Source organism: [Mycobacterium] stephanolepidis (assembly GCF_002356335.1).
GTDB classification, from domain to species: domain Bacteria; phylum Actinomycetota; class Actinomycetes; order Mycobacteriales; family Mycobacteriaceae; genus Mycobacterium; species Mycobacterium stephanolepidis.
In genome coordinates, this window is the sequence record NZ_AP018165.1 from 3,418,749 (window position 1) to 3,440,673 (window position 21,925).

Below are 21,925 nucleotides of genomic sequence, written 5' to 3' on the forward strand. Positions count from 1 at the left end.
AAGTTTTCAGCAGTCCAGCACCCGGGAAAATTCCACGCCGCCCGTGGTGGCTGAGCGCCGGGATCGGCCAGAAGATCTGGCGAAAATCCGGGCCGGGCGGCCCGGAGTGGTTCCCGGCCTTTCGGTGTTCCAGACACTACACCTAGTGTCCGACAATCGGAACCCATACAAGATGTTCTGAACAACATTCGTGAAATTCCCTGGTCGTGAGACCTGACACCCCTGAAATTCCGGCGTGTCGCAACCACGGTGTGTCCGGGCCTTCGACGATGGCTGGAACATATGTGGTGTCTACCACCGGGCACCGACACCGGCTAGCAGATCGCCCACCACCGGGCAAACCTTTTCGCCTGGCGAGTCTGTGGAAACTGTGAAGTTCTGTGGACGAATCTGGGGACAGATCCCGATCTCACGGAAAAGTCCCATGTCGGCGGCGGCCCCACCCGCAGAAGTGGTACCCGGGTACCCGGCCCGATCGGACACCAATATGTTCGCCCGACCGGATCGTCCTCGGCCATGTTCCGTAGCTTCAGAACCCGGTGGGCGCGCACCCTAAGCTGCCACGCATGGAACTGAGCCGGATCATCGCGCGATGACACCCTCCCCTGCGCAGCAGCACATCAGCCCCCGCAGAGTGTTCATGGCCAGCGCGGTCGGGTCGGCCATCGAGTTCTATGACTTCTATATCTACGGAACGGCGGCCGCACTCGTCTTCCCCGCGGTCTTCTTCCCCAATCTCAGCCATTCTCTGGCGCTCTTCGCCTCGATCGCGACCTTCAGCACCGCGTTTTTGGCACGCCCCGTCGGCGCCGCACTGTTCGGTCACTATGGCGACCGCTTCAGCCGCAAGGGCACCCTGGTGGTCACCCTGATCACCATGGGGCTCGCCACCATGGCGGTCGGCCTGGTTCCCGGCGCCGCCTCGATCGGGGCCGCCGCACCCGCAGCCATCGTCTTGCTGCGCCTCGTACAGGGCCTGGCGGTCGGCGGCGAATGGAGTGGGGCGGCGCTACTGTCCTCCGAATACTCACCGAGCCGCGATCGTGGCCGCGCCGCGACCGCCGTGCCCATCGGCAGCTCGACAGGGCTGTTACTCAGCAGCCTGGTGTTCCTCGTCGTCAGTGTCACAGTCGGGGAAGACAACCCCGCATTCCTGTCATGGGGATGGCGCATACCTTTCATCGCCAGCGGGCTCCTGGTGGCAGTCGGCCTGTACATCCGGCTCCACATCGCCGAGACACCCGAGTTCGTGAACGCGAAGGCTCAGAACAAGCTGGTCAAATCGCCTCTGCGGCATGTGCTTACGGAGAGCCCTCGCACGCTGGCGCTCACCTGCGGGACGATGTTGATCATTTTCACGCTGTCCTTCATGACCAACACCTACTTCCCCGGATTCGCCAGATCTGAATTGCACTTCTCCCGCGCGGCCATCCTCACCGCGGGCGCGCTCGGGGCCGTGGTGCTCATGACGTCTGCTGCGGTCGGCGGAATCCTCAGCGACCGATGTGGCCGACGCCGGGTGATATTGACCGGCATGGGGCTGATACTTCCGTGGACGCTACTGGTCACTCCCCTGTTGAGCAGCGGCCCATTCTGGGCCTATCTCGCCGCGATGGCGATCACCTATGTGCTGTTCGGGCTCGCCTTCGGGCCGATGGCGAGCTTCCTTCCGGAGTCCTATCCCGTGGGCACCCGCTATAGCGGCACCGGCGTGGCGTTCAACGTGGCCGGCGTGTTCGGGGGCGCCATCCCGCCGTTGATCGCGGGCCCGCTGCAGAACACTCTGGGCAGCTGGGCTGTCGGGCTGATGCTGCTGGTGATTTGTGCGATCAGCGTCGCGTCCGTCTCCGCGATGAAAGAAACCTGGGCCGGATCAAGAAGCTGAATTGCCCAAGGCCCCAAGACAAAGGCGGCCACACCCGGCACGAGACCCGGGCATGACCGCCAGTGATGTCTTCGCGAATTAGTCGTTGACGGACGTCAACGCGTCCAGGGCCTTGGTCAGCTCGGCGACCGTCTCGGCGTGCTCCCGCGGATGCTTGCCGTCGAAGGCCGAGGACGGCACGGCCACCTTGATGTCGTCGAGGACGTTGGCGGTCGCGATGGCGGCCACCTTCCGGGTGTCGTCGATCGCCCAGATGCCGCCGTACCTACCGGCCGACGTTCCGATCACCACGGTGGGCTTGCCCTTGAACACGCTGCTGCCGAACGGACGGGACAGCCAGTCGAGCGCGTTCTTCAGCGCACTGGAGACGGTGCCGTTGTTCTCGGGGCTGACCAGCAGGACCGCATCGGCATCGGCGACGGCGGCGCGCAGCGACTCCACGGATGCGGGGGCGTTGTCGCCGTCGATGTCCTCGTTGTAATGCGGCAGGTCGGCCAGGCCCTCGAAGATGTTGACGCTCACACCTGCCGGTGCACTCTCGGCGGCGGCTTCGGCGAGCTGCCGATTGAGCGATGCCTTGCGCAGGCTTCCGACAATTGCCAGCACGTTCTTCTCGGACATGGGGAACACCTTTCATCAGAGCGGCGCGTTTGTCGCACCTACATCCTGCTTCTCTGTCACGTTCTACAATACGGACTGCGGTCCGTATATTTCCCCGGCGCTAGTATCGAGGTGTTATGCCTGGTCAAGAAATACCCCTGCTTTCTGTCGACCTTGCGCAGAATCCCACCCGGGAGCGTGCCGTCGCCACTCGCAACCGGGTTCGTCTCCTGGAAGCCGCACGTCAGATCCTCGACGATGTCGGTCCGGACAACATGTCCATGGATGCCGTCGCCAACGCGGCGGGCGTCGGCAAGGGGACCCTCTTCCGCCGATTCGGCAGCCGCACCGGGCTGCTGCTGGCCCTGCTGGACCACGAAGAGCACATCGAGCAGCAGGCTTTCATGTTCGGTCCACCGCCGTTGGGGCCCGACGCGCCCCCACTGACCCGGCTCATCGCGTTCGGGCGGGCCCGACTCGCCTTCCTGGAACGGCACCTCGACCTCGCGCGCGCCACCACTGCCGACGCCGACGCCTGGCACAAAGCACCGCCGACGATGCTCGTCCGCACACATATCCGGTCACTGCTGGCCCAGCTCGAATGCACCGGCGACCTCGACGCACAGACCCATGCCCTGATGTCGATCATCGATCCCGGCTACGTACACTTCGCCACCATCGCCAACCGCCAGTCGCTGGCCCAGCTCGGCGACGCGTGGCAGGACCTGGTGTGCAAGGTGTGCGCACGCTGACCCAGCGTTCTACAGTCGGGCAATGAGCACCCTTCGCGAAGAGATCCGGTCTGCCCTCGACGTCTCCCCCACGATCGATCCGGCCGCCGAGGTATCGCGACGGGTGGGATTCCTCAAGGACTATTTAAGGGTCAGCGGGACAGCAGGATTCGTGCTTGGTATCTCCGGTGGACAGGACAGCGCCTTGACCGGACGGCTGTGCCAGTTGGCAGCGCAGGAGTCACGCCTGGAAGGGGTTCAGGCCGAGTTCATCGCCGTGCGCCTGCCCTACGGGGTGCAGGCCGACGAGCACGATGCCCAAGTGGCCCTGAGGTTTATCGACCCTGACCGCTCCATCGTCATCAATGTCAAGGACGCATCTGACGCTATTTCCAGCGCGGTCGCCGACGCCCTGGGCGAGACGCCATCCGATTTCGTGCGCGGCAACATCAAGGCCCGCGAACGCATGGTCGCCCAATACGCCGTGGCCGGCCAGCACCGGCATCTCGTGGTCGGTACCGACCACGCCGCCGAGGCGGTCACGGGATTCTTCACCAAATTCGGCGATGGCGGTGTCGACGTCACCCCACTCACCGGACTCACCAAACGTCAAGGTGCACAGATTCTCTCCCACCTCGGAGCTCCGGACAGCATCTCCCACAAGGTGCCCACCGCTGATCTGGAAGATGACCGGCCCGCACTGCCCGACGAGGTCGCGCTCGGCGTCACCTACGCGCAGATCGACGACTATCTGGAAGGCAAGGCGGTCACCGTCGAGGCCGCCGACCGCATCGAGCGCTGGTACCTGCAGACCCGACACAAGCGCACCGTCCCGGTCACACCGTTCGACGGCTGGTGGCGCTAGGAATCTGACGGCGGCGGATTCGATCCCGCCTTCTGCAGTCCGGGCCGCAGCGCGTTCGTGAAGGCGAGATTCACAAGCCGCATCGCCACGCTGTAGGGCCACCACAACGTGCGCTTGAACAGATACAGCGCGCGGATATCGATCCCGGTGTAGACGAGATAACGATTGTGGCGGACGCCCTGCAGGATCCGTTCGGCCACCTTCTCCGGCGAGGTGGCATGCCCCACGAATCGGTTCACCCACTTACTGACGTCGGGGTTGTCGCGGTCCACTCCCGCGATGTCGACGGTGCGTACCAACGGGGTATTGACCGCACCGGGGACAACCACCGTGACGCCGATCTTGTACCGAGCCAGATCGAAGCGCAGCACCTCCGAGACGCCCCGCAGCCCGTACTTGCTGGCGCTGTAGGCGGCATGCCACGGCAGGGCCACCAGCCCGGCCGCCGACGACACGTTCACGATCTGGCCGCCGTTACGGGCCTTGATCATCGCGGGGACGAAGCTCTCGATGACGTGGATGGGTCCCATCAGGTTGATATCGACCACCGAGCGCCACTGCTGATGCGACAGCCGGTCCACCGATCCCCACACCGAAATGCCCGCGATGTTGAGCAGGACATCCATGCTCGGGTGAGTCGCCAGGATGTCGGCCGCGAAGGCGGACACCGCGTCGTAGTCGGAGATATCGAGCGCCCGGTAGGCGCTGACCTTCCCTCCGGCGGCCTTGATCTCCTCGACGACGGACTCAAGCCCGTCGGCGGCGCGATCGGTCAAAAACAGCTCGGCGCCCTCGCGCCCCAGACGCAGCGCGGTGGCCCGTCCGATCCCGCTGGCGGCCCCAGTGACGAAGCATCGCTTACCGGTGAATTCATAGGCCATTACTGAACCGTACCGGCCGTCAATCTTGAATTTCTGCGCGGTCCAATAGCAAACGGTACCTTCAAAAGATGACGATTGATAGCACGCAATCTCGCCGTAGTTGGTTACCTTGGGCAACTACAATTGCAGTAGTGCTGATGGCCGCGACGGCCTGTGCGGGAGGCTCGCACCCCCGGTCTGAAGCGCCTCAGGAAGGCGGCTACCCCGCCACCGCAGCGCCCACCTACACACAGCTCCCGGCGGCCCCGCTTCGCGACTCGATGCAACAGGCCCCGCAGCACGGACCGCCGATCGAGACCAAACGCGACATCGTCAAGACCGGGACGATGACCATCACCGTCTCCAGCCCGTCCGAGGCCGCCGACAAAGCGGCCGGCTTCGCCGAGTCGGCCAACGGCCGGGTGGAGAGCCGTTCGGAGGACGCCGGATCGGGATCGGCTCGCGCACACACCTCGATCGTGCTGCGTGTCCCCGCCGCCAAGCTCGACGGCGTTCTTCGTGAGCTCAAGGAGCTGGGCAAGGTCAAGTCCGCGGACACCAAGAGCGATGACGTGACCGCCCAGCGGGTCGACCTGGACGCCAGGATCGCCGCGCTGCAGACGTCCGTCGACAGGCTGCTGGTCATCATGCGGGACTCCAAGGACACCGAAGCCCTGATCCAGGCCGAGACCGAGTTGTCCAAGCGTCAAGCGGACCTCGACAGCCTGCGCGCACAGCGCAACCAACTCGGGGATCAGGTCGCCTACAGCTCGGTCACCGTGACATTCCTGGCCGAAGAAGTCGGCCTCCCGCCGACACCGCCCAAATACCAGGGATTCTTCGGGCAGATCGAGCGCGGCTGGGATGGGCTCGTGTCGGCGGGTAACAGCGTGCTGCTGCTCTTCGGGCTGCTTCTGCCCTGGCTCGGCGCTCTTACGGTCCTGGGCGCAGTCGGATACGGCGTCCGCCGCGCGGTGTTGCAGCGCCGATCAGAGACGGCGCAGCTAGCGCCCCAAAAGGCTGACACGCCATAGGGTCTCGATAACACCGAGTGCCCGCGCGGGGTCTATGTCGCGGCCGACAAACGAGCTGTCACCCGACACGGTCGATGCGGTGAGTGCCACCAGCGATCGCACCAACGCAGGCAGGTCGTCTGAGATTGGTTGGGCGCCACGCTCATTCACTTCAATCTCGGCAATCTTGATGATCTTCTCGATGACGACATCGGTGAGGTCGTCGAGCAGACCTGCGATCGTCGGATCGGTGATCCGCGCTTCCTGACACGCCTTCATCAACGGGTCGTTATGAGCGAAGGACGCCGCCGCACTGCCCACCATCCGATTGGCGAACTGTTCGGGCGTCTCCTTCTCACCACGCGGAGCGAAGTAGTCGGTGAGTTCGTCGAGTTCGGCGAACGCGTCACCCACCATCTGCGCCAGCACCGAGTACTTGCTGTCGAAGTAGAAATAGAACCCCGAGCGGCCGACCCCGGCCCGCTCGCTGATGGCGCTGACCGAAAGCTCGGCAAAGCTGTGGTTTTCCGCGATGAGCTCGGCGACAGCCGTCATGATCGCGTCCCGCTGGCGATCGCCACGGGTCTGCGTGCCGCTGCGCGCTGGACTGACCACCTGCACAGTTTGCACTGAAATACCGTATGAACAGAACTTGACACCCGTCAAGTCCTGTGGCGAAGATGATCTGGAGCACACCGATGTGCTCGTCGCGAGCGAAGGAGCCACGCCCCATGGCGACGATCAGCAGCACCGATTACCTCATCGACCAGGCCAAACGACGTCTTCCCACCATGAACACCCTTCCGGGGATGGCATACGTCGAGAATTACCTCAACAATCGGGACTGGCCACTGACTGAACTGGCTCCGCCGCCACCTGGAAGCGGTCTGAAGCCGGTGATGGGTGACCAGGGCTTGCCGATGCTCGGGCACATGATCGAGATGTTCCGCGGCGGCATCGACTGGGTCCTCAACATGTACCAGGAACGCGGCCCGGTCAGCTGGTCACAGACACCCATCGGCAAGATCGTCGCCGCCCTGGGTCCCGACGCCACCCAGGCAGTGTTCAGCAATGCGAACAAGGACTTCTCTCAACAGGGCTGGGTTCCGGTCATCGGACCGTTCTTCAGCCGCGGACTGATGCTGCTGGACTTCCAGGAGCACCGCGAACACCGCCTGATCATGCAGCAGGCATTCCTGCGCAGCCGTCTGGCCGGCTACGTAGAGCAGATCGACTCGGTCGCGAACGAGATCGTCGCCCAGTGGCCGACCAACGACAGCAGATTCCTGTTCTACCCGGCCATCAAGGAACTCACCCTCGACGTGGCGTCGGTGGTATTCATGGGCAACGAGCCACATTCACAACACGAGCGGCTCGAGAAGGTCAACAAGGCATTCGTGGCCACCACCCGCGCCGGCGGCGCCATCTTCCGCTTCGGTCTGCCCCCGTTCAAATGGTGGCAGGGATTGCAGGGGCGCAAGCTGCTCGAGGAGTACTTTGCCGAGCGAGTCAGCATTGCACGCCAAAAAGACTCGGGCGCAGACATGTTGACGGCGTTGTGCCATGCCGAGACCGACGAGGGCGATGCCTTCACGGACACCGACATCGTCAACCACATGATCTTCCTGATGATGGCCGCGCACGACACCACGACGTCGACCACCACCACAATGGCTTACTACCTGGCCGCGAATCCCGAATGGCAAGAACGGGTTCGGGAAGAGTCGGACCGTCTCGGCGACGGCCCGCTGGACATCGATTCACTGGAAAAGCTGGAGAGCCTCGACCTGGTGATGAACGAGGCGCTGCGTCTTGTGACGCCGCTGCCGTTCAATATCCGCTCGGCGGTGCGCGATACCGATCTACTCGGATTCCACATCCCGGCCGGAACCATGATCAACATCTGGCCGGGCATGAATCATCGGCTACCCGAGTTGTGGACCGAGCCGGACACGTTCGATCCCGACCGTTTCGCCGAACCGCGCAACGAGCACAAGCGGCACCGGTACGCGTTCTCACCGTTCGGCGGGGGTGCGCACAAGTGCATCGGCATGGTGTTCGGCCAGCTGGAGATCAAGGCCGTCATGCACCGGCTGTTGCGCCGGTACCGATTTGAGCTGGCCTATCCCAACTACGAAGCCAAGTGGGACTACGCCGGTATGCCGCTGCCGATCGACGGCATGCCCATCGTCCTGAGGCCCTTGCACTGACCCGAGGGGCATCTCAGCAAGCAAGACGATTGGCGCAGGCGGTGACCGCCCGCAGCGATGACGCGGTGGCATCATGCGCGCGTCCCATCGCCCAGGCAGTGCTGGCGCCATTGGTGCCGCGCACAAAGGTGAAGGTCTGATCGCCGTCGTGCAGCTGGTGGAAGCTGAGCGTCTCCATCCGTATCCCGCGCTCGGACAGCATGGCGGTCAGCGCAGCCATGGGCCCACACGCGGCGGCCGTCGACGATTCGATGCACTCGCCGATCGCGAGTGTCGCCTGGTAGATGCCGTCGGCTTCCGACCACTGGCCCAGCCGCAGAGAGCCTTCGCTGCGCTCATAGGTCTGACAGAACGAGGCCCAGGACATCTCGCCGGCCTCTTCACGCAGGCCGCGCGGCAGTGGGACTCCGAAGCGGTCCATGAACGGATCACGGGTCGTTGACGAATCGGAAATTGTTGTTGAGGAGTGCATGTGTCCGGTCTTTCATCCGAAAGGGAAGGTGACCGACAGGTAGTAGCTTCGACCCACAGCGAGGGGTCGGTCTGGATCAGACCCCGCTGCGGGTTGCTACTACGAGTTGACCGGAGAAGTACAGCACGAGGAGCAACACTAGACGCGGCGTCTGATTAGCGCAAATACTTTCCCAGGACCAGCATCGACCGTTCGGGATCGGGGTCCGGCGGATCGTCGACGAGGGCGTGCAGGCGTTCGGTGATGGTGTCGCCGTCCAGGTGCGTGCCGATGAGCACCAGACTCGCCCCCGACGAGAAATCTGCACGCTTGGGCGCCTTGGCCATCTTCTCGATGCTGATGTGATCCCCCACGGTGTGCACGGCGAGCGTCTTGTCGCCGAGCCGCACCACACCCTTGATGCGGTACACACCGGCGGGCTGACTGTCGAGGAACTCGATGAGCCGCCGCGGGTGTAAAGACCGCTCGGTGGCGAACTCCACCGTCTCGTAGTGATGGTGGGCGTGCTCATGATGGTGGTGATCCTCGCGAATGAGGTCCTCCAGCGAGAGCTGACCGATCGGCTCCGGGCGGTCCTTCTTGTCGAACAGCAGCCGGGGATCGACGTCCGCGCCGGTGGTCTCCACGATCGACGCACGCAGGTTGCGTTCCTTGACGACGGCACGCAGGTGGGTGCGCTCTGCGGCGTCGGCCAGATCAATCTTGTTGAGGACCACCAGATCCGCCAGAGACAGGTGCTGCACGATCTCCGGGTGACGGGCCGCGACGTCCTCGTATTGCGCGGTGTCGACGACGGTGACCAGCCCCCCGTAGCCGATCCGGTGATCGTCGGCCGCCGCCGCAAGCACCATGCGCACCAGGGGCAACGGTTCGGCGAGCCCGCTCGCCTCGATGACGATGGCGTCGATATCGCGGCCGGCGAGAGTGGTCAGCATGCCGCCCAACTCGTCATCGTCAGCGGCACAGCACAGACATCCGTTGGACATTGTCATGGTGGAGTCGACCTGACCGGCGACCAGCATGGCATCGATGTTGATGGCGCCGAAGTCGTTGACCACCACACCTATTCGCACACCCAGCGTGTTGCGCAACAGGTTGTTCAGCAGTGTCGTCTTACCGGCGCCCAGAAATCCGGAGACGATGGTGACCGGGATCAAGCTGCGTTCTCGACACTTCTCCGCACACCATCAGTGTAGGCAAGAGGGCCGACCAGGTACCGGTCGAGCGGGAATGCCCTCACTACCGTCGGAGTTATCGGTCATGAACTCACGAGAGGAACACCATGCCGCAGAAAGTCGTCATCGCCGGTGGCCACGGCCAGATTGCCGCGCACCTGATCCGCTTGCTCGCGGAGCGCGGTGACACCGCTGTCGCGCTGATCCGCAATCCCAACCATGCCGCCGACATCCGGGCATGGGGCGGGGATCCGCTGCTCCTCGACCTGGAATCGGCCGATGTGAGCACAGTCGCCGATGCGCTGGCCGGAGCGGACGCCGCCGTCTTCGCCGCCGGAGCCGGACCGGGCAGCGGGGCGGCACGCAAGGACACCGTGGACCGTGCTGCCGCCGTATTACTCGCCGATGCCGCGGAGCGCGCACAGGTACGCCGATTCATTCAGATCAGCGCTTTCGGCGCTGGTGGGCCCGCCCCCACTGACGGTGACGAATCGTGGATCGCCTATGTGATCGCGAAGACGGCCGCCGAGGAGGACCTGCGCGCTCGCAGCGCCCTGGACTGGACCATCCTGCGCCCCGGCCTGCTCACCGACGAGAGGCCGGCTGGCTCAGTTACCTTGTCGGCCAGCACGATCGAGCGTGGATCCATTCCCCGCGCCGATGTCGCAGCCGTGGTGGCCGAACTGCTGACCGCGCCGAACACGGTGCACGACATCCTCTTCCTCACCGAGGGTGCTGCCCCGATCACCAGCGCGATAGCGGCGCTCTAGAGCAGAGCGAAGAGGCGATCGAGCGCCCGTAGCTGCTCGCCGAATGGCGTGTCGAGCTTGACCAGCAGAGTCGAGATGCCCGCGGCACGATAGCGTTCCAGCCGCTCGCCAATCATCTCGTCGGTGCCGACGAGGTTGGTGAGACGACCCAGATCGTCGGGGACGGCGTCGCGGGCTGCATCGCGATCGCCCGCGCGCCACAGTGCCTCGACCGCGCGAACACCCTCTCCGTATCCGAGCCGAGTGAATGCCTCGTTGTAGAAGTTTCGCCCGGAAGCCCCCATGGCGCCGATGGTGAATGCGTATCCGGCGGCGTGGCGCCTGACCGCGGCAGCAGCATCGGTTGCGGTATCAGCGAATTCAAGAGCAACCGGCGCCACCAGGTCGATATCGCACAGCTGCCGCCCGGCGGACACCGCCGCGTCACGGATGGGGCCGAGGAACACCTCGGCGAGTTCCGGGATGAAGGAGTTACCGAGCCAGCCGTCGGCGAGCTCACCGGTGAGCGCCAGGTTCGCCGGCCCCATGGCCGCGACATACACGGGCACATTCTGTGGTGCCACCAAGGGCCGCAAGGGTTTTCCAGCGCTTCCCGGTAACGGCAGCGTGTACACCTGCCCCTCATATTGGAGGCGCTCCCCCCGTGCCACCATCCGGACGATGTCGATGGTTTCCCGGGTGGTCTGGACCGGCTTGGCGAAGCGCACACCATGCCAGCCCTCCATCACCTGCGGCCCGGAGGCTCCTACGCCGAGGAGGAAGCGCCCGCCGGAAAGCTGCTGAATGCTCAGCGCCGAGGTCGCCAACATCGCCGGTGAGCGCGATCCGAGCTGAACCACGAAGGTGCCCAGCCCAATGGTCTCGGTGCAGGCTGCCAGATAGGCAAGGCCCGTCAGTGCGTCATATCCCCACACCTCGGGTACCCACAGCGAGGCGACACCCAACCGCTCCGCGCTCCGCGCAAAGTCGGCCGCGCCCGGCAGTCGCGGCTCGATCGTCACACCAATACGCATCCGGTCCTCCATCGCATAAGTAAGATCAGCCTATGCGATACCGGGACTGCCCCACTATCGAAGTGTCACAACGGATGTCAGGGACCGTGGCGGAGGCGTGGGCCCTCGTCACGGATATCGCCTTCCCCACCTACTGCACGGGCGAGCTCATCAATGTCCAGTGGCTCGACGATGCCGACGAGGTTGCGGTCGGCGCACGGTTCAAGGGCACCAACGGTGGAGATGGCAGCCAATGGGAGACCGTCTCGGTGATCACCGAGGTCGAGCCCGAGTCTCGCTGGGTGTGGAACGTGCTCTCCGAGGGCGGCACGTATGCGGCGAGTTGGGGTTTCGAAGTCGAACCGGCGAGCGACGGAATCATCGTCCGGCAGTGGGGGCGCCTCGGCCCGGGCCCTTCGGGACTGACGCCCGCCATCGAGGCCATGCCCGACAAGGAGGCACGCATCGTGTCACGCCGCCTGCAGGACTGGCGGGTGGGAATGGAGGCCAACCTCCAGGAGATCGCTGAGCGCTTGTCGCGCTAGCCCGTCATATCGTCGGGCTCTGCCCAGCCGATCAGCTCGTCGCGGGCACGGGCCACACGAGAGCGGATGGTGCCGATCGCACAGCCGCACACGTCGGCGGTCTCGGCATAGGACAGACCGACCACCTGAGTCAGCACCAACGCCTCGCGCCGGTCGTCGTCGAGCGCGGCGAGAAGTGCCTTGAGCTCCACCAACTCCTCGAACCGGTGCGTCGGTCTGCGCAGCGAGGCCTCTTCCAGATCGGCTCCGTGTGCGATTCGCGGCCGCGACTTCAGATGGCGAATATGGTCGGCGACCACCCGGCGCGCGATCGACAGCAGCCAGGTGCGCACTGTCGAGCGTCCGGCGAAGCGCGGGAGTGCGCCCAGTGCCCTCAGGTAAGTCTCCTGAGTGAGGTCGTCCGCGACACCGGTATCGGCCAGGTAGGCGACGAATCGCCACACGTCGGCCTGGGTGGCTTTGACCAGAGATTCGAGGGCGGATTGGTCGCCACGACCGGCGGACAGCGCAAGTTCAAGCAGCTGATCGTCGTCGGTGCCGGTGGCCACGAGTCCTACTCTATGTCGTAGACGTTCCGAGGTGAACAGCGGGAACTCTTTAACCGATTCATCCGACCAATATCCCGTGACATATACCGAGGATCGGCCCGAGGCCCGCGAGTCCCAGCCCGACACCGTATGGGGACGATTCGCACCGATCGTACTGCGTCTGCACTTCTATGCGGGGCTCCTCGTCGGGCCATTCCTTCTGGTCGCAGCGCTCACCGGGCTCGCCTATGCGCTGGTGGGGCAGGTCGACGCCGCGGTGTACCGCCATGAACTCACAGTCGATTCGGTGGGATCCCAGCAGCTGCCACTGTCACAACAGGTGGAAGCAGCCACAGCGACACAACCGGCAGGGACGGTGACGTCCATCCGCCCGCCCGCACGCCCCGATGACTCCACGCGGATCGTCTTCGCCACCGAGGACGTACCTGCCGACTACTCGCGCACCGTGTTTGTCGACCCGTACAACGGCGAGATCCGGGGAACGTTGACCACCTACGGCGAGTGGCTGCCGGTGCGTGCCTGGTTCGACGAACTGCACCGGAATCTGCATCTGGGCGCATTCGGGCGCAACTACAGCGAGCTCGCCGCCAGCTGGTTGTGGGTGGTGGCTCTCGGCGGCCTGTTCCTGTGGATCGGCTATCGCCGCCGCACCGCACGGCTGAGCAGGATCGCACTGCCCGACCGCGATGCCACCCCCCGCCGACGCAGATTGACCTGGCACGGCGCCGTGGGAGTCTGGATAGTCGTTGGGCTGCTGGCGCTTTCGGTAACAGGACTCACCTGGTCGCGGTATGCCGGCACAAACATCGGCAACATCACCCAGGCCATCCGGCCGGCGCTGTCCACCGAACTCGATCCGGCGGCCGCCAAGCCGATGACCGGGCATGAACACCATGGCGCCGCACCGATGTCGACAGGAGAGCCGCTGGCGGGCATCGACAAGGTGCTGCAGACGGTGCATGAGGCCGGGCTGCGCGGCCCGCTGTGGATGACACCACCGCCGGAGCCCAATACGGCCTGGCTGGTGGCCGAGCGCAAGCGCGATCTCCCCACACAGCTGGACACCATCACGGTGAACCCATCGAACGGACAAATCACCGGGCGCAGTAACTTCTCCGACTGGTCACTGCTGCAGAAATCGACCGAATGGGCGATCGACGGCCATATGGGCATCCTGTTCGGCATCCCGAATCAGATCCTCGTGGCGCTCATCGTCATTGGGCTGATCACCGTCATTACCCGCGGCTACCTGATGTGGTGGCGCCGACGCCCGACCAGGAGCGGGCGCCTGCCGGTGCCGCCGAAACGGGGCGGCATGCTCGCCCTCAAGCCCCTGGAGCTGGTGGCCCTTGTCCTGCTGGTCATCACGATCGGTTGGTTCACACCGCTGCTGGGTATCTCACTGGCGGTGTTCCTCGCCATCGACCTCGTATGGGGATTGGTGGCCGGCCGTCGCCCCGGAGCGTCAGGCGGCTGAGTTGTCGGCGGAGTGCAGATGCCGCTCCCCCGCAGCCACCTCATCCAGGAACACCGCGCGATGCTGGTTGGGCGGTGTGCGCCCCGCGCGGTAATCGCGCAGGACCAGCAGCGCGAAGATCAATCCGAGTAGCACCGGTGAGTGACTGACGATGCGGGCCAGGGTGACCTGGTCGTTGACGGCGTCGTTGATGACATATCCGGTGAGTACGAGCGCGAATGCGCCCAGCACCGTTGCCATTCCGGCCGCGGCGGCAGGACGGACACCGGCGATCACCATGGCCACGCCGAGCGCCACCACCCAGGCCGTGGATTCGTTCATGAGGTGAGCACCGGTCATCGCACCGTGGTGATGCGAGGACACCATCCCGAAGTCGATGCCGGCGACCTGCATACCGGCCACCCCCAGTTGAAGCAGCCCGATAAGCACGAGCGCGCACCGGTTGATGTTGTGACGTGCCCAGTGCGCGTAGCGGGCCGTGCGGGTCAGGGGTTCGACGGCGGCGGCGGCCAAGATCTGCCCGGTCAGGTCGTGGGTCGGAGCCGAACGCGCGTAGGCGAACTGACGTTCCAACCCACGCGCCAGCCCCAGCCATTCCCGGCAGGAAGCGCAGGAGAGCACATGCTCATCCAGACGCTTGCGCGCAACGCTCGCCTGCTCACCGTCGACCCACGCCGACAGCTGCTCGCGCACTTCCTGACAGTTCACCCCTCCATCGTCGCCTATCGCGTGACGTTGGGTGTAAAGACCCCCTGATCTGCCGGTGCCTAAAACGCCGCGAGCAGCTGATTCGAATCCGCAACCGCGCCGAACACCCCGCCCTGCATGGTCACTATCTTGAGCGCTGCCGCGTGATTTCCGGGATCGGTCGCACCCGTGCAGTCCGACAGGATGAGGCATTCGAAACCGCGATCGTTGGCCTCGCGCATGGTGGTGTGCACGCAGACGTCCGTCGTGATGCCCGTCAGCACGATATACCGAATGCCGCGGGTGCGTAACACCAAATCGAGGTCGGTCGCATAGAAGGCACCCTTGCCGGGTTTGTCGATGACGGGCTCATCCGGCAGCGGGGCGACCTCAGGCACGATCTGCCAGCCCGGCTCCCCCTGCACCAGGATTCGCCCGCAGGGTCCCGCCACACCGATCTCGGCGCCGATCCGGGCCGAGCGCCACCGCTTGTTGGCCGGAAGGTCGGACAGGTCCGGCCGATGACCCTCACGGGTATGGATGACGGTCATGCCGGCCGGGCGCGCCGCCGCGAGTACACGGGCCGTTGGTGCCAGACCGGCCCGCGTCAGCGACAGGTCATAACCCATGGTGTCGACGTACCCGCCGGGGCCGCAGAAGTCGACCTGCCAGTCGATGCACAGCACCGCGGTGTGTTCGGGGTCCACCGGACCGTCGAACGGCCACGGATACGGTTGCGCATCGACCTGTCGCGTCATACCGCCGCTCCCTGCTGAACGATGCGCCGCGCCGCGATGTAGACCAGCGCAGCGGTGCCGATTCCCACAAGAGCATCCGAGAGCTGCGGCGCCCACAGGTGCGCGGCCAACGCCGACACCGCACACGCCGTCCATGCCCCGAAGGATTCCCAGCGAACCGCAGATTCGCGCACACCCATTCCATATCGCGGCAGCACCAACTGATCGAGGATCAGCACGGTCCCGATGGGCGGGACCACAACGCCCAACAGGGTCAGCCACTGCTCGAAGTGCGACCACACCCCGAGCACCGCCAACAACACCCCCACTGCGCCCAGCAGTACCGCGAGCGATCGCATCTTGTGGCCGGTGAGCTGGCTCCACCCCACCGCGCCGTTGTACAGACAATGCGTGCACACCGATCCCAAGTTGACGAAGACGAATGCGATGGATACCGGCACCAGCCAGCCACCCGCATCGATCAGCGCACCAAGGAAGTTCCCACCGTTCGTCGCGGGGGCACGGGCGGCACCCAGGGCCACGATCACGCCGCCGATCACCATCGCGATGCTGTTGCCCAACGGGAAAGCCGCGAACGACGCCCAAAATCCTTGTCGCCCATTGCGTGACCATCGCGTGAAGTCCGCGGTCATGGTTCCCGAATCGATGAAGCAGGCGACCACCAACGTCACCGCGGCTCCCATGCTCATCGCGGTCGCGCCCGCTGCCCCACCGTACCGAAAGGCGTCTGACAGCGTCGAATTACGCAGGGCCAGAACAATTGCCACCCCGCCGAGCAGTAGATAGAGCGGAGCGGCAACGAGACCGATCAGCGATAGCGCCCGGATGCCGACCAGCGTCACCGCCACGTAGCCGATACCCGCAGCAAGAGCCGTCCACCGCGCGTCCCATCCGGCGCTGCCTGCCAACACCGAGCCGGTGAGACCCGTCTGAAACGCGAACCAGCCGATCACCACGGTGGCCAGGAACGCGCAGACCACGCGGTATCCGCGTCGCCCGAACGTCCCGATCGCGGTGAGCGCGAAGTTCTTTCCGGTCTTACCGGCCCGATAACTCAAGGCTCCCACGTAGCCGGTCAGCACCGCATTCCCCAATGCGATCGCCAGCATGCCGCGCCAGAATCCCACCGAGTAGACGATGAGACCACCAAACACCGCGCAGGTCAGGATCATCGGGAATCCGAGCCACACCGCGGCGACAGAGGTCAGGCTTCGTCGCGAATGGTGTGGAACCGGTTCGTTCTCATACTCGGCGGCCCCGGATTCGGGCGCATCTATGGGAACTTCGTCGGCATCTGCGGAGGCAGCGACTTCTGTGGACATCGACGCACAGGATGCTCACGCAATGTTGCCTACGCAGTCCGTCCCGGTTACGCGCGCGTGACGACGCACCGCACGTCGATGACTCCAGATCTATGCGGGCACAGATCTATACGTGCGCTCCCCAGCCGAACACCCGTGAGGTCAGCAGAACGAGGCCCAGTGACACCGCCGCCACGACAACCAAACCGATCACCGCGACCACCAGGGGACGCCAGCCGCTGCGGGCGATCTCCCGGAAGTTGGTGTTCAGCCCAACTCCGGCGAAGGTCAGCAGGAACGCCCATTTGGACACATTGACCAGATTGTTGACCTGCCCCTTGGTCAGCCAGCCGAGGGTCACGACGGTGGACACCGCCAGGAAGCCGAGAACGAACTTGGGGAACTTGTCCCATACGAAGGCCGCCTTGGCCTTGATCCCGGGTGCGAGGGCCTCGGCCTCACCGCGGGCCGCCCAGTACAACGCGAACCCGAGCACCACGAAACCGATGAGCGCGTTGCGCGTGGACTTGACGACCGTCGCGATGTCACCGGCGTGCTCGGAGTACAGGCGCCCGGTGGCCACCGTCTCTGCGGTGTTGTCGACGGCCAGGCCCGCCCACAGACCGAACTCATAGTCGGTCAGTCCGAGACCGTGGCCGATCGCCGGAAGGGTGAACAGCGCCACCGCGCCCAGCGCGAGGATGGACGCGATGGCATAGCTGACATCCGAATTGCGCGCACGGATAGCGCCCTTGGCCGCGATGATGGCCGACACCCCGCAGATCGAGGTGCCGATCGCCAGTAACGAACCCAGCTTTCCACTCAGCCCAAACCACTTGGCCGCCAACAGGATGATGGCGCCCGCCACCGTCATGTCGATCAGGATCTGCACCAGGCTGGTGCCGCCCAGTTTGAGAACATCCCCCAGCACGAACCGCGCACCCAGCGCGACGATGCCGATCTTGAGCCAGAACTCGTATGTCTGCACGCCCGGCCGGAAGATGCGGTGCAACCCGATGGTGTTGGTGATCAGCAGACCGATCACGATGACCCACAACACATACTCGATGTCGGGGACGGTCCAGTGCTGGGCCTTGGCGAGGTCCTTCCACCAGATCTGCGCGTACTTGCCCAGCAAGCCCACACCGATGAGCAGCAAGATCCCCGGAACGTAGTCCAGTGGCCGCGTGGAGGTGAAGCTCGCTTCGGGGTTTTCGTACGCCTCGTCGGCGTTCTGTGTCTCGGTCTTTGACGTCATCGGGTCACCACGGAATCTTGGGCAGCACGTTGGCCACCGCGAGTAGCGCGATCACACCGGCGATGATGGTTGCCCACCAGTCGACGCCGATGCGCGCGATGAGAGAGCTTGTGGGCAGGTCCTCGGCAGGTGCCGAGGCGCCGGACTGTTCGTCGGTCACGGACCAGAATCTTCGTGGCGTGCCACGAGGCTCACAAGACATCCGCTCGTATTGAGTCGAGGCGGGGCCCAGAATCGAACTTGACACCCGTCAAGTACAGTCGACGACGCCCGCAGACAACGCCGTCGGAAGGTCTTCGTCCGTGTACCCAGGTACCCACGCCGCCCAGTTCCCCGACAAGCCCGCCGTCGTCATGGCAGGCTCCGGAGCCACACTCACCTACGGACAACTGGACGAACAATCCCGGCGGCTGGCGCGGTACTGGTATGACACCGGACTGCGCAAGGGCGATCATGTGGCATTGCTCAGCGACAACGTCCCCGAGGTGTTCGTTGTGTACTGGGCCGCACTGCGTTCGGGCCTCTACATCACGTCGGTCAATCACCATCTGGCCCCCGCAGAAGTCAGTTACATCGTCAACGACTCAGGTTCGACGGCGCTCGTGGTCGCCGCCGGTGTGCGCGAACAGGCCGAGGCAATTCTCGACGACATTCCGGCGGTCACGCAGCGTCTCGCGTTCGGCGGTGAAGTACCCGGTTACGAATCGTACGAGGACGCCCTGGCCGGCGCCGCCGACGAACCACTGCCGTCGCAGCCCGCGGGATCGGACATGCTGTATTCCTCGGGAACCACCGGACGCCCCAAAGGCATCAAGGTTCCCCTCATGGATCGGCAGGTCGACGAGCCAAATCCGTTCGCGATGCTCTTCGCTCATCTCTACGGATTCAACGCCGACACCGTGTACCTGTCGCCGGCACCGATCTATCACGCCGCGCCCTTGCGGTTCTGCGGCTTTGTGCAGTCGATGGGCGGCACTGCCGTGGTGATGGAACGCTTCGATGCCGATGACGCATTGGCGGCTATCGAGAAGCACCGGATCACCCACAGTCAATGGGTTCCCACAATGTTCGTGCGAATGCTCAAGCTGCCCAAGGAAACCCGCGAGCAGCACGACACTTCGTCTTTGAAGGTCGCGATCCATGCCGCCGCGCCATGCCCGGTCGAGGTGAAGCATTCGATGATCGACTGGTGGGGACCGATCCTCTACGAGTACTACTCCTCGACCGAAGGCAACGGCGTCACATTCATCGACTGCGAGAACTGGCTCAAGCGGCCGGGCTCGGTCGGCAGCCCGGCACTCGGAGTGCTACACATCTGCGACGAGGAAGGTGCAGAACTGCCGACCGGCGAGGCCGGGCTGGTGTACTTCGAACGCGAGGAACGACCCTTCACCTATCACAATGACGACGAAAAAACCCGCAGCGCTTGCCATCCCGAGCATGACACCTGGACGACGACGGGCGATATCGGATACGTCGACGACGACGGATTCCTCTTTCTGACCGACCGCAAGGCATTCATGATCATCTCCGGCGGCGTCAACATCTACCCTCAGGAGATCGAGAACTCCCTGGCACTACACCCCCAGGTGTTGGACGTCGCGGTGATCGGAGTGCCCGATGCCGAGATGGGCGAGGCGGTCAAGGCGGTGGTGCAGCCCGCCGATCCGTCGGACGATCAGGACGCACTGGCTGCCGAGCTGACGGAATTCCTGCGCGAGCGCATCGCCCGATACAAGGTTCCCCGCAGCTTTGACTTCACCAACTCCCTTCCGCGTACCCCCACCGGTAAGCTGGCCAAAGGACTTTTGCGCCAGAAGTATTGGGAAGGGGCTCGATGAGAACGGTGGCCGCGATCTGCATTGCCGGGGGGCTGCTCGCAGGGTGCTCGACACCCGCCACCCCAGAAGGGCCGTCAAGCCCATCGAGTGCGACCGTTCCCGCGATCCAACCGGGCGTCATGCCCCCGCTGGTCGGCCTGCAGTGGACCGACGTGAAGCCGGTTCTGCGCAAGCTGGGCAGAGTGAACGTCGCGACCAAAGAGATCCCCGTGGATGACCCCAATCAGAAGTCCCGGATCATCGCACAAGATCCCGCGCCCGGGTCACACCTTGAGCCGGGCGCGAAGATCACCCTGACTTTCGGGATCTAAAGCCCCGCAACACTATTCGAATATCCGCGGGGCCACCCCTCGTCTTGAGTAGATCCCTGGTCCGATACGCGCGCCGGCAGGAATCCCGCGTCACCCCATCCCACATCGCGACGTCAAGTTCGCGACGCCCCCTGTGGCACATCCGAGCTCTTGACACGACGGTACTCCCATTGCAATGCTCACGGCATTCACATACTGTCAGCATTTGAATGCGTGGAGTTCACTCACTGAGGAGGATCATGGCCACATATCCAGATCGCCCCATCGCCGGTTCCCGGATCGTCATCACCGGTGCCACCAATGGGATTGGTAAGGAGATTGCCCGCGCGCTGATCCGGCGCGGGGCGCTGCTAACCCTGGTCGCGCGCGACCCCGTCAAGGCAGCCGACACGATCCGAGAGCTGGCGGCCGAGAACGGGGCGATCACCGCGCCGGAGTACATCCAGGCCGACCTCGCCGACCTGGACTCGGTGCGGGCGGCGGCCCGCGAGATCGCCGCGACGCACCCCCGGATCAACACCCTGGTGAACAACGCCGGCATCCATTCCCTCTCGAGCAAGCCCAGCGTGGACGGCTTTGATCTGATGACGGCGACCAACCACCTCGGACCATTTCTACTGACCAACCTCCTGCTGGAGCCGATCATCGCCGCGGATCACGCGCGCATCGTCATCACCGCATCCGAGGCGCACCGATCGTGGCCACGCATCAACTTGGACCGATTCGCAGAACCGCGCTCCTACAACGCGATCGGCTCCGAGGTCCGGTACGGACAGTCCAAGTTGATGAACATCTTGTTCACCCAGGAACTCGCGCGGCGGCTGGAGGGCACCGGGGTGACGGTCAACTGCTTCTGCCCGGGCATGGTCTCGACCGGACTGGTTCGGGACAGCCGCATCCTCACCGCCGCGGCGGGCCTGGCCTCACGCACACCGTTCGTGCGGCGCCCCGATCAGGGAGCCCGGATGGGCATCCGACTGGTGCTCGACGACGACCTCGCGACAATCAGCGGGCAGTTCTTCACGTCGACCCCAGGCCTCGGCGTACTGCCCGCCGTCCGAATTCGCTCCAACCAGCAGGCGCAAGAGGAGCTGTGGCACCGGTCGCGCGAGTTGGTGAATCTGTAGCACCGTGTCTGCGTGGCCACCACGGTCGCCGTCAGGTACAGAGAAGGCATGCGACTGTGGTCTCTACATCCGTGCAACCTCGATGCCAAGGGGCTGGTCGCGTGCTGGCGGGAGACTCTCTTGGCGCAGAAGGTGCTGCAAGGGGGCACCCGCGGATACCGCAACCACCCGCAGCTGGACCGGTTCACATCATTGGAACAGCCGGTCGCCGCTATCGGCGCCTACCTGGTCGGCCTCGTCGATGAGGCCGACCAACGTGGGTGTCGATTCAACCGTGAGCTCATCGGTGTTCCTGCGCCCATACTCGAACCGTTGATCGACGTTCATCGCGGGCAACTTGCCTACGAACGGTGGCTACTGGATACCAAACTGGCGCAACGCGATCCGGACCTCCTCGCGGCTGACAGCCCGTTGAAGCTGCGGCCGCATCCCATCTTTCACCCGGTGCGCGGCGACATCGAGAACTGGGAGAAGGTACTGCCCGCCTACCCCGCGTGGG

Annotated in this window: 23 protein-coding genes and 1 pseudogene; 12 read left to right on the forward strand and 12 right to left on the reverse strand. The window is 64.6% G+C overall.

Annotation, left to right across the window (positions count from 1 at the left end; translation table 11 throughout):
• Positions 1-592 precede the first annotated feature (592 nt).
• Positions 593-1,885, forward strand: coding sequence for an MFS transporter (locus MSTE_RS16930; protein WP_096502929.1), 1,293 nt, complete (start codon positions 593-595; stop codon positions 1,883-1,885).
• Between the two features lie 78 nt (positions 1,886-1,963).
• Here MSTE_RS16930 and MSTE_RS16935 read toward each other — a convergent pair whose 3' ends face one another.
• Positions 1,964-2,491: an NAD(P)H-dependent oxidoreductase gene (locus MSTE_RS16935; protein ID WP_046255930.1), complete on the reverse strand. Its 528-nt coding sequence runs from the start codon at positions 2,489-2,491 to the stop codon at positions 1,964-1,966.
• A gap of 131 nt (positions 2,492-2,622) precedes the next feature.
• Between MSTE_RS16935 and MSTE_RS16940 the strand changes: the two genes are divergently transcribed.
• Together MSTE_RS16940 and nadE are read left to right on the forward strand one after the other, a co-directional pair.
• A complete protein-coding gene (locus MSTE_RS16940; RefSeq protein WP_096502933.1) occupies positions 2,623-3,237 on the forward strand; it encodes a TetR/AcrR family transcriptional regulator in 615 nt (204 codons plus the stop codon).
• Between the two features lie 22 nt (positions 3,238-3,259).
• Complete coding sequence (gene nadE / locus MSTE_RS16945; protein WP_096502935.1) at positions 3,260-4,081, forward strand: ammonia-dependent NAD(+) synthetase; 822 nt, start codon at positions 3,260-3,262, stop codon at positions 4,079-4,081.
• On the opposite strand, the gene MSTE_RS16950 is transcribed toward nadE, so the two are convergent.
• The gene (locus MSTE_RS16950) at positions 4,078-4,962 is read right to left on the reverse strand and encodes an SDR family oxidoreductase (RefSeq protein WP_046254351.1); all 885 of its coding nucleotides are present in this window, start codon (positions 4,960-4,962) and stop codon (positions 4,078-4,080) included. The genes nadE and MSTE_RS16950 overlap by 4 nt on opposite strands.
• Before the next feature lie 137 nt (positions 4,963-5,099).
• Between MSTE_RS16950 and MSTE_RS16955 the strand changes: the two genes are divergently transcribed.
• Positions 5,100-5,975 carry a DUF4349 domain-containing protein gene (locus tag MSTE_RS16955; RefSeq protein ID WP_096506022.1) on the forward strand — a complete coding sequence of 292 codons (876 nt, stop codon included), beginning with the start codon at positions 5,100-5,102 and terminating at the stop codon, positions 5,973-5,975.
• On the opposite strand, the gene MSTE_RS16960 is transcribed toward MSTE_RS16955, so the two are convergent.
• Positions 5,946-6,569 carry a TetR/AcrR family transcriptional regulator gene (locus tag MSTE_RS16960; RefSeq protein WP_096506020.1) on the reverse strand — a complete coding sequence of 208 codons (624 nt, stop codon included), beginning with the start codon at positions 6,567-6,569 and terminating at the stop codon, positions 5,946-5,948. The two genes, MSTE_RS16955 and MSTE_RS16960, sit on opposite strands and share 30 nt — an antisense overlap.
• Before the next feature lie 116 nt (positions 6,570-6,685).
• Between MSTE_RS16960 and MSTE_RS16965 the strand changes: the two genes are divergently transcribed.
• Positions 6,686-8,164: a cytochrome P450 gene (locus tag MSTE_RS16965; protein ID WP_096506024.1), complete on the forward strand. Its 1,479-nt coding sequence runs from the start codon at positions 6,686-6,688 to the stop codon at positions 8,162-8,164.
• A gap of 13 nt (positions 8,165-8,177) precedes the next feature.
• On the opposite strand, the gene MSTE_RS16970 is transcribed toward MSTE_RS16965, so the two are convergent.
• Both MSTE_RS16970 and MSTE_RS16975 read right to left on the reverse strand, forming a co-directional pair.
• The gene (locus MSTE_RS16970; RefSeq protein WP_096502937.1) at positions 8,178-8,636 is read right to left on the reverse strand and encodes a 2-isopropylmalate synthase; all 459 of its coding nucleotides are present in this window, start codon (positions 8,634-8,636) and stop codon (positions 8,178-8,180) included.
• Positions 8,637-8,791: 155 nt separating this feature from the next.
• On the reverse strand, positions 8,792-9,793 hold the full coding sequence (locus tag MSTE_RS16975) for a CobW family GTP-binding protein (RefSeq protein ID WP_096502939.1): 1,002 nt from the start codon (positions 9,791-9,793) through the stop codon (positions 8,792-8,794).
• Between the two features lie 125 nt (positions 9,794-9,918).
• On the opposite strand from MSTE_RS16975, the gene MSTE_RS16980 reads away from it, so the two are divergent.
• Entirely contained in the window at positions 9,919-10,581 is a 663-nt protein-coding gene (locus tag MSTE_RS16980; RefSeq protein ID WP_096502941.1) for an NAD(P)H-binding protein, read from the forward strand.
• On the opposite strand, the gene MSTE_RS16985 is transcribed toward MSTE_RS16980, so the two are convergent.
• The gene (locus MSTE_RS16985; RefSeq protein ID WP_096506026.1) at positions 10,578-11,594 is read right to left on the reverse strand and encodes an LLM class flavin-dependent oxidoreductase; all 1,017 of its coding nucleotides are present in this window, start codon (positions 11,592-11,594) and stop codon (positions 10,578-10,580) included. The genes MSTE_RS16980 and MSTE_RS16985 overlap by 4 nt on opposite strands.
• A 32-nt stretch (positions 11,595-11,626) precedes the next feature.
• Here MSTE_RS16985 and MSTE_RS16990 point away from each other — a divergent pair, with 32 nt between their 5' ends.
• On the forward strand, positions 11,627-12,118 hold the full coding sequence (locus tag MSTE_RS16990; RefSeq protein WP_096502943.1) for an SRPBCC family protein: 492 nt from the start codon (positions 11,627-11,629) through the stop codon (positions 12,116-12,118).
• Here MSTE_RS16990 and sigC read toward each other — a convergent pair.
• Entirely contained in the window at positions 12,115-12,666 is a 552-nt protein-coding gene (gene sigC / locus MSTE_RS16995; RefSeq protein ID WP_030097060.1) for an RNA polymerase sigma factor SigC, read from the reverse strand. The two genes, MSTE_RS16990 and sigC, sit on opposite strands and share 4 nt — an antisense overlap.
• Positions 12,667-12,742: 76 nt before the next feature.
• Here sigC and MSTE_RS17000 point away from each other — a divergent pair, with 76 nt between their 5' ends.
• A complete protein-coding gene (locus tag MSTE_RS17000; RefSeq protein ID WP_096502945.1) occupies positions 12,743-14,143 on the forward strand; it encodes a PepSY-associated TM helix domain-containing protein in 1,401 nt (466 codons plus the stop codon).
• On the opposite strand, the gene MSTE_RS17005 is transcribed toward MSTE_RS17000, so the two are convergent.
• The 5 genes from MSTE_RS17005 to MSTE_RS25215 all read right to left on the reverse strand — a co-directional run bounded on the left by MSTE_RS17005 (position 14,132) and on the right by MSTE_RS25215 (position 18,307).
• Positions 14,132-14,851 (reverse strand): DUF2275 domain-containing protein, encoded by a 720-nt coding sequence (locus tag MSTE_RS17005; protein WP_096502947.1) that lies wholly within the window; start codon positions 14,849-14,851, stop codon positions 14,132-14,134. The genes MSTE_RS17000 and MSTE_RS17005 overlap by 12 nt on opposite strands.
• Before the next feature lie 59 nt (positions 14,852-14,910).
• A complete protein-coding gene (gene biuH / locus MSTE_RS17010) occupies positions 14,911-15,588 on the reverse strand; it encodes a biuret amidohydrolase (RefSeq protein WP_096502949.1) in 678 nt (225 codons plus the stop codon).
• Positions 15,585-16,910: a cytosine permease gene (locus MSTE_RS17015; protein ID WP_096502951.1), complete on the reverse strand. Its 1,326-nt coding sequence runs from the start codon at positions 16,908-16,910 to the stop codon at positions 15,585-15,587. The genes biuH and MSTE_RS17015 overlap by 4 nt, the downstream gene beginning before the upstream one ends.
• A gap of 106 nt (positions 16,911-17,016) precedes the next feature.
• Positions 17,017-18,147: a YeiH family protein gene (locus MSTE_RS17020; protein WP_096502953.1), complete on the reverse strand. Its 1,131-nt coding sequence runs from the start codon at positions 18,145-18,147 to the stop codon at positions 17,017-17,019.
• A gap of 4 nt (positions 18,148-18,151) precedes the next feature.
• Positions 18,152-18,307: a hypothetical protein gene (locus tag MSTE_RS25215; protein ID WP_096502955.1), complete on the reverse strand. Its 156-nt coding sequence runs from the start codon at positions 18,305-18,307 to the stop codon at positions 18,152-18,154.
• A 142-nt stretch (positions 18,308-18,449) separates the two neighbouring features.
• On the opposite strand from MSTE_RS25215, the gene MSTE_RS17030 reads away from it, so the two are divergent.
• From MSTE_RS17030 to MSTE_RS17045, 4 genes and pseudogenes are all read left to right on the forward strand, one after another.
• The gene (locus MSTE_RS17030; protein ID WP_096502957.1) at positions 18,450-19,988 is read left to right on the forward strand and encodes an acyl-CoA synthetase; all 1,539 of its coding nucleotides are present in this window, start codon (positions 18,450-18,452) and stop codon (positions 19,986-19,988) included.
• 119 nt (positions 19,989-20,107) lie between these two features.
• A complete protein-coding gene (locus MSTE_RS17035; RefSeq protein ID WP_096502959.1) occupies positions 20,108-20,299 on the forward strand; it encodes a PASTA domain-containing protein in 192 nt (63 codons plus the stop codon).
• A gap of 239 nt (positions 20,300-20,538) precedes the next feature.
• Positions 20,539-21,426: an SDR family NAD(P)-dependent oxidoreductase gene (locus MSTE_RS17040; protein WP_096502961.1), complete on the forward strand. Its 888-nt coding sequence runs from the start codon at positions 20,539-20,541 to the stop codon at positions 21,424-21,426.
• 48 nt (positions 21,427-21,474) lie between these two features.
• Positions 21,475-21,921 (forward strand): annotated as a pseudogene (locus tag MSTE_RS17045) (pyrimidine dimer DNA glycosylase/endonuclease V); the annotation flags it as partial.
• Between the last annotated feature and the right edge of the window lie 4 nt (positions 21,922-21,925).